General features: G+C 54.2%; 7 protein-coding genes and 1 pseudogene. All 8 read left to right on the forward strand.

Annotated features, from left to right (window positions below; genetic code table 11):
- Nucleotides 1-109: 109 nt before the first annotated feature.
- Nucleotides 110-1543: an aminoacyl--tRNA ligase-related protein gene (locus tag VMC84_RS11295; RefSeq protein WP_325380688.1), complete on the forward strand. Its 1434-nt coding sequence runs from the start codon at nt 110-112 to the stop codon at nt 1541-1543.
- 74 nt (nt 1544-1617) lie between these two features.
- Complete coding sequence (locus tag VMC84_RS11300) at nt 1618-2826, forward strand: hypothetical protein (RefSeq protein WP_325380690.1); 1209 nt, start codon at nt 1618-1620, stop codon at nt 2824-2826.
- A 50-nt stretch (nt 2827-2876) separates the two neighbouring features.
- The gene (locus VMC84_RS11305) at nt 2877-3545 is read left to right on the forward strand and encodes a hypothetical protein (protein WP_325380692.1); all 669 of its coding nucleotides are present in this window, start codon (nt 2877-2879) and stop codon (nt 3543-3545) included.
- 97 nt (nt 3546-3642) lie between these two features.
- Nucleotides 3643-4683, forward strand: coding sequence for a glycosyltransferase (locus tag VMC84_RS11310; RefSeq protein ID WP_325380706.1), 1041 nt, complete (start codon nt 3643-3645; stop codon nt 4681-4683).
- Complete coding sequence (locus VMC84_RS11315; RefSeq protein WP_325380694.1) at nt 4680-5669, forward strand: glycosyltransferase family 2 protein; 990 nt, start codon at nt 4680-4682, stop codon at nt 5667-5669. Before VMC84_RS11310 ends, VMC84_RS11315 begins: the two co-directional genes overlap by 4 nt.
- A 37-nt stretch (nt 5670-5706) precedes the next feature.
- Nucleotides 5707-6348, forward strand: coding sequence for a methyltransferase domain-containing protein (locus VMC84_RS11320; RefSeq protein WP_325380696.1), 642 nt, complete (start codon nt 5707-5709; stop codon nt 6346-6348).
- 9 nt (nt 6349-6357) lie between these two features.
- Entirely contained in the window at nt 6358-7056 is a 699-nt protein-coding gene (locus VMC84_RS11325; protein ID WP_325380698.1) for a CmcI family methyltransferase, read from the forward strand.
- Nucleotides 7057-7231: 175 nt separating this feature from the next.
- Nucleotides 7232-7432, forward strand: a pseudogene (locus VMC84_RS11330) (ABC transporter permease); the annotation flags it as partial.

A 7432-nucleotide genomic window follows, 5' to 3' on the forward strand; every position in this document is an offset into this window, starting at 1 on the left:
ATAATGACCGCAGTAAAAGTATTGGCATTTCCTCCGGTATATCTTTATAAGGTATCCCGCTAGTTAAGTATAATAGACCGGCGGGGTTTCGCTGGAGGCTACACGCTTGATGAGTAAGGCAAAAAACAGGGAGGACGTCGTAAAGAACATCAGCAGCAGACACTTCATTTTCACGCCTGACGGCTCGGAGATACCCCTCGACCTGACTAAGCCGGAGGAAGTCCTGAAGGCGCTGAAGGACGTGGCATGCCGGCCCCTGGAATCGTACGTCGTATCCGAGGAGCTTAAGATGCCCCCCATGAAGGAGCCGCCATCCATCAAGGCCATGCAGAGCCACGAGCTCGTCGGCTACGAGCCGTCCTCGGACTCGGGCAACTTCCGGTTCTACCCCAAAGGGTATTTAATATTCGAATTGCTGAGGGACTGGGCTTACGATATCGCCGTCAACCGGTTCAAGGCCATCCAGGTGGACTCGCCGCTGCTGTTCGACTGGGACGACCCCCAGATCAAGGAGCAGGCCGGCACGTTCCACGAGAGGCACTATACCGTTAAAACGCCCGATAACCCCGATAAGGAGTTCATCCTGCGTTTCGCGGGCGACTTCGGACTGTTCAAGATAATGAAGGACGCCACCATCAGCTACCGTAATCTGCCGCTCCGCATGTACGAGTTCAGCAACAGCTTCCGGTACGAGCGAGACGGCGAGCTGTCCGGCCTCAAGCGGCTCCGGGCATTCCACATGCCCGACATCCACTGCTTCTGCCGGGACATCGACGAGGGGTGGAACGAGTACCAGGAGCTCTACCGCAATTACGCCGACCTGTGCGACGCCTCAGGCGTCGAGTACGCCGTCGTGTTCCGCATCGTTGATTCTTTTTACCTCCAGAACAAGTCGCGGATCGCCGACCTTGTGAAGTACTCGAACATGCCGGCCTTCGTGGAAGTGCTCAGCGACATGAAGCACTACTGGGCCGTCAAGAACGAGTTCCAGGGCGTGGATTCGACGAGAAGCTGCATCCAGCTGTCGACCGTGCAGCTCGACGTCAAGGACGCCGCCGTCTACGGCATCGACTACACGGACAGCGACGGAAAGAAAAAAGGCTGCATCATCTGCCATTCGAGCATCGGCAGCATCGAGCGCTGGTACTACTCCATACTGGAGGAGGCACTGAAGAGGGAGACGCCCACGCTGCCGATCTGGCTCTCGCCCACGCAGGTACGCATCATACCAGTCTCGGAGAAGCAGCTCAACTATTGTAAGTATCTGGACATCGACGGCGTGCGCCTGGACGTGGACGACGGCGACGATACGCTTTCCAAAAAGATCGCCCGCGCCAGCATGGAGTGGGTGCCCTACGTGGCCGTCGTAGGCGATAAGGAGGTCGAGTCGGGCCTCTTCTCCGTGAGCATCCGCGAGAGCGGCAGGCGCGTCTCGATGACGAAGGACGAGCTGGCCCGCGAGGTAAAAAAGAGCTGCGCCGGCCGGCCTTACAGGCCTCTGCCGCTGCCCAAGCTCCTGAGCCAGCGGCCGGTATTCCGCTAAGGTTCTCCCGTGCTGACATAAGGTATATGTAAGGTAAGGGCTACAATTCATTAACATAATTACCTTTATACAGTATGGGGAAGGGAAAAATGCAAGGCAACACGGTCGTCAAGGCGATGGCTGCCATCGCCGTACTCATTTTCATATCGGCGCTCGCCCTGACGGTCTACAGGTCCGGCGGCGCCGCCCTGAACTGGCAGATGGGCGCGGACGACCCCCTAAAAAAAATATACCCGTCGGACGACGGCCTTTACGTCGTCGGCACCTCGAATATTTCCCTGGTCGACGCCGCGGGCAAGACACTCTGGTCGATCCCGTTCCCGAACACCGCGCAGTCGGCCTACATTAACGGGCGGCTGCTGGTCTATTCGCAGAGCTCCGGCCTCAACGCCGTCGGGGCGGACGGCACGCTGAAGGCGCTGACGCGGCAGAGCATGAACTACCCGCCGACCGCGGGCCCGGACGACACGATACTTATCCGCTCCTATGACCTGCTTTCGGCCATTGACCTCTCGGGCCGAGAGCAATGGAACGCCTCTGGCCTGGTCTCCGATCCCGTCATGGACGGAAACGGGAACGTATACTTTTTCACGCGCCCGCCGGAGCACATGGTAGACGTCTACCTTGACTGCATCTCCCCGGGAGGGAGCCTGCGATGGTCCATCCAGTACCCGGGATATGATTCCACCACGAAGCTCAAGGCCGCCAGAGACGACGGCGTCTACGTCTACGACGAGCCCGGGGGCGTCCTGGACTGCTTGAGCAGCTATGGAAACGTCAGGTGGGACCATACGATGCCCTACCTGGGCCAGTATAGCCTGGTGGAGGACGAGCACCACTGGCTGTACATGTTCTACATGTTCGGCACAGTGCACGTCGTAAATGAGCAGGGCACGCTGATCGGCAAGTTCAACCCGGCCATGACGTACGGCGCGAACCTGAGCTATATGCCCTCCGTGTGCAACGGCACGATCTATGTCGCCGGGGATTCCGGAAAGAACGCGACGGCCCTCTACGCCCTGAGCATCGACGGCTCGTTAAAGTGGAAGCACACATTTAATGGCAGCGCGTCCCCCGCCATCTACGCCGGGAAAGATATCGTCTGCATCGGCGCCGATACTAAAAACGGCCCGGTCCTGTACGTCGTCGACAGCCTGCAGGGCGACCTGATATTCACCTACAACTCGGGCGACGGCAGCGGCTGGGAGCAGGTCTACATCGACGAGAACGACACGATATACGCGAAGACCTGCGGCGGAATGCTGTACGCGCTGAAAGGTTAGCATCACAAAGTAATAAATACTCACGCGCCGATTCTAACTGGGTGGAGCACGTGGGCGTACTTGACTTGTTACTGGGAAAGCATGAAGAGGCCGGGCCGGTGGACGTGACGGGATTGTTCGATCAGGGCGTAAAGGATACCGCGGATACGAGGACGATAAACGATAGCCCGACGCTGAACAACGCCATCATGGAGTACCAGAGCCCGGATAACGTCGAAAAGAGCGAGATATTCACCTTCGACAGCGAAATACGGAGAGCGCCCGACTTCTATCTGCCCTACTACTGGGCGGCGACCGCCCGCTTCGACAAGGGCAACTTCGAGGAGGCGAAAAAGATCCTGCTCGATGGGATAAAGAACTGTAAGATCAAGAGCGTCCTATGCCGCCGGCTCGGCGAGTTCTACTTGCTGAAGGGCGACGTCGAGAACGCCCTCTACTGGCTCTTCACGACCACTTTTGCGGACACGAGCAACATCGATTATCACTCCTATCTCTACCTGGCCTACATCTACGAAGTCTATGGCATGAAGAAAGCCGTGGCCTGGGCGCTGCGCCGGGGCCGGGGCATCTCCTACAAGATACTGTTGCAGGCCGCGGAGTACTCGATCAAAAAGAAGGAGAAGATCAAGGGGATCGTCCAGGCCCATAAGAGCGAGGCAATCGCGAAGAAGCTCGAGGACTATTACCGGTATGCGAAGCCCGCGCTGAAAACCCTCTGACGTCCGGCCTGCTACGAAAAGTATAAGCCTGCCAGTAGCGTCCGTTCATCGGGGAATCGAGACGAAGGCGGCCATCTTTCACGATTACTTTCGCTTTATAGGCGGCGGCGAAAAGCTCGTCCTTACGCTGGCCCGCGGCCTCGGCGCCGATATAATCACCACCGACGTAGACCATTCTCTCGTCGAGAAGCTGGGGTTCGGCGATGTCAGGATCATAAGCCTGGGCCCTCTCGTGAAGGCCGAGCCGCTGCGGCAGATCCAGGCGGCATATAAGTTTTCGGCGTGCAACTTCCGGCGCCAGTACGACTTTTTCATCCTCAGCGGCAACTGGGCGCACTACGCCTCGCGAAGGCATCACCCGAACTTATACTATGATCACGCCCACGTCCGCGTATTTTATGATCTGAGGGACGAAACCATAAGGTCCCTGAAGTCGCCGCTGTCCCGGCTCGCGGCGCGCGCCTGGATCGGCCTCCATAGCCGCCTGGACCGGCGCTCGATCGCGCACGTGGACCGGGTGGTCGCCAATAGCGAGTTCACGGCCGGCCGCTTTAAGAAATACCTGGGCAGGGACAGCGTCGTGGTATACCCGCCCGTGGACACGGCGAAATTCCACTACGCCGGCGATGATGGCTACTGGCTGTCCGTCAACCGGCTATTTCCCGAGAAGCGCATCGAGCTGCAGCTCGAGGCCTTTGCCCGGATGCCCGACGAGCGGCTGGTCATCGTCGGCGGGAGCGACCGGGGCGACTATTCAAACTCGTACGCCAGCGATATCAAGTCGAAGCTGCCGCCGAATGTAAAGCTCCTATCCAGCATCTCCGAGGAGGAGCTGGCCGGATACTACGGCCACTGCCGGGGGCTGATCGCGACCTCGAAGGACGAGCCCTTCGGCATGAGCGCCGTCGAGGCCATGGCCAGCGGCAAGCCCGTCGTCGCCGTGAGAGAGGGCGGATACGTGGAGACAGTCATCGACGGCGTGACGGGATATCTCGTCGATGCAGATATCGGGGAGATCGTTCGTGCCGTAAAAGAGGTCTCGCGGGACCCCCTGAAATATAAGTATCGATGCATCGAGCAGGCCGGGAAATATGACGTTGGCCGGTTCCTCGAGGGGATGAAGGCGCTGTTACCATGAACGTCGACGGAAGGCCCCTGGCATCGGTCATCGTGGTCAACTACAACGGAAGGCAGTACCTGAAGCGGTGCCTGGACTCGCTGCTCCGCCAGACCTACCCGAACGTCGAGATCATTCTCGTCGATAATGGCTCGAGCGACGGCTCCGTCGAGCTTGTGAGCACGGGCTATCCTGTCGTTAAAGTCGTCGCGAACGGCAGGAATCTCGGCTTCGCGCCCGCGAATAACGTTGGCATAAGGGCCTCTCGTGGAGAGCTCGTCGCCACGCTGAATAACGACACGGAGGCTGCCCCCGAATGGCTGGAGGCGCTGGCAGAAGAGATGCTGGCGGACCCGAGTATAGGGATGTGCGCCTCCAGGATGCTCCGCATGGACGACCCGACGATCATAGACTCGACCGGGATCTGCATTTCCCGGAGCGGCGCCTGCTGGGACCGGGGAATGTTCGAGAAGGATGCGGGCCAGTATGAGGCGAAGGACGAGGTCTTCGGCCCCTGCGCCGGGGCGGCGCTGTACAGGAAGAGCATGCTCGACGAGGTAGGGCTGTTCGACGAGGACTTTGTTTCTTACATGGAGGATACGGACCTGGCCTTCCGGGGAAGGCTGGCCGGCTGGAAGTGCGTTTATGTGCCGAAGGCCGTGGTCCGCCACGTGCATGGCGGGACGGCCGGCTACGTGTCGGACTATACCGTCTACTACGGAAACCGCAATATCGTCTGGTACGCGCTGAAGGATTATCCTCCGGGGCTGCTTTTGACGTCGCTGCCGTTCATCGTCGGCCGCAGCCTGGGCGTGATCCCCTACTATGTGCTGAAAGGCCACGGCGTTACCATATTGAGGGCGAAGATGGATGCGCTGCTGGGCGCCCCGAAGATGCTGGGGAAGAGGCGGAAAGCGGAAAATAACGACATCAACAAGTTTATAAGGACATGGGCAGATATAAAAAAGCCCCCGGAGGCTTATATCAAGGCCGGCGGACTTAATTAATAATTATTATTGCCAGAGTTATATGGAAAAGTAATCGATGGGTCTACCTTGTAGAGGCGGTGGCTGTATTTTGCATCAAAGCTCTTATGATAAAATGGCTTCTTTTAAGGAAAAATATCTCTCAACAAAGACTAATGAAAAATTGAAAATACTTGACATAGGAAGCTGTGATGTAAATGGCACATATAAGCCTATTTTTAACGTATCTGGCTGGGAATATTATGGCGTAGATACCGCTAAAGATAAAAACGTTGATATTATTATAAATGATCCATATTCTTGGAATAAGATTAAATCGAATTCGGTAGACGTTGTCATTTCTGGACAGGCTTTTGAGCATATTGAATATCCATGGCTTACTATTTTGGAAATTAGCAGGATCTTAAAGCCAGAGGGACTATGCTGTATCATCGCCCCCGCCGGAGGCCCTGACCATAAATATCCCGTCGATTGCTGGCGATTCCATCCAGACGGTTTTAAGGCCTTGGTTAAATTAACAAAGCTCGATGTACTCGAAGTCTATGCACAGTGGGACAGTAACAATTATCCTGACGGAAGCGATGTCTGGCAGGATTGCGTTTTAATCTGTAAAAAAAATAATAACAATATTTTCTTAAAAATTAAGGCATTTCTGGCCTATAAAATGCTTTATTATTCTTTCAAAATAGCAATTATGTGACGTGGTAAAATGGAGATTGGTATCCTTATAACCGAATCAAAACGCCTGCTTCGAAATGTCTTAGGCTACAATGGAAATTTTAAAGAGATGTATAATGTCTGGTATTACGATACCGGAGTATGGAAGACTACTACTTTTATGGGCGTAAATTGCTTAAAATCCGTAAGTGATATGTGGAACTACCAAGAGATCATTTATGATTTAAAACCGTCACTGGTCATAGAGTTCGGTACTTCTCAAGGTGGTTCGACCCTGTTTTTTTCTCAAATCCTGAAATTAGTTAACCCGGATTCAAAAGTAATATCCGTAGATATCGATCGGGATAGAATATCGGATTTAGTTAAAAAGGATAGTCACATCGAATTAATGAATTGCTCATCGACAGATAAAAAAGTTGAAGAACGGCTAAGAGAATTAAAGGAAATATATAATGGCCCAATATTTGCTATAATCGATAGCGACCATACAAAGAAACACGTATTAGCGGAAATAGAGTTGTTAAGCGGTATTTTAATAAAAGGCGATTATTTAATCGTAGAGGATGGGATCGTTAACGGCCATCCAGTATTGAAGGGTTGGGGAGAGGGGCCTTTAGAGGCCATAGAGGAATATTTCGTAATACACCCGGGTGATTTTCGGCACGATATCGATAGAGAGAATAAATTCGGTTTCACATTTGCCCCAGCAGGTTTTTTAATACGACAATGATAAGCATATAAGGAAGAGCGGGATACTAAGAAAAATCATATACTAATTGCTATATCGGGGGCGTTCGACTTTAAAAATGATATCAACAAGTTTATAAGGACATGGGCAGATATAAAAAAGCCCCCGGAGGCTTATATTAAGGCCGGCGGCGGGTTGAAATAGACTTTCGATCATTATGTCCTTATTCGAGTACCGCGAGCTGATCAAGAATCTCGTCGTCAGCGACCTGAAGGTGAAGTACGCGAACTCCATCCTCGGGTTCGCCTGGTCGCTCCTCAACCCGCTGCTGATGCTCATCGTGCTGTACTTTGTCTTCAGCAACGTTTTCAAGAGCCAGAACAATTTCGCTGTCTATATACTCATCGGACTTCTCGCG

This window comes from Methanocella sp. (assembly GCF_035506375.1).
In the GTDB taxonomy this organism is placed as follows: Archaea; Halobacteriota; Methanocellia; order Methanocellales; family Methanocellaceae; genus Methanocella.

Coding starts and splice junctions, on each gene's coding strand:
- VMC84_RS11295 (WP_325380688.1), top strand. CDS start 110: ATGAGTAAGGCAAAAAACAGGGAGGACGTCGTAAAGAACATCAGCAGC.
- VMC84_RS11300 (WP_325380690.1), top strand. CDS start 1,618: ATGGGGAAGGGAAAAATGCAAGGCAACACGGTCGTCAAGGCGATGGCT.
- VMC84_RS11315 (WP_325380694.1), top strand. CDS start 4,680: ATGAACGTCGACGGAAGGCCCCTGGCATCGGTCATCGTGGTCAACTAC.
- VMC84_RS11320 (WP_325380696.1), top strand. CDS start 5,707: ATGGGTCTACCTTGTAGAGGCGGTGGCTGTATTTTGCATCAAAGCTCT.
- VMC84_RS11325 (WP_325380698.1), top strand. CDS start 6,358: ATGGAGATTGGTATCCTTATAACCGAATCAAAACGCCTGCTTCGAAAT.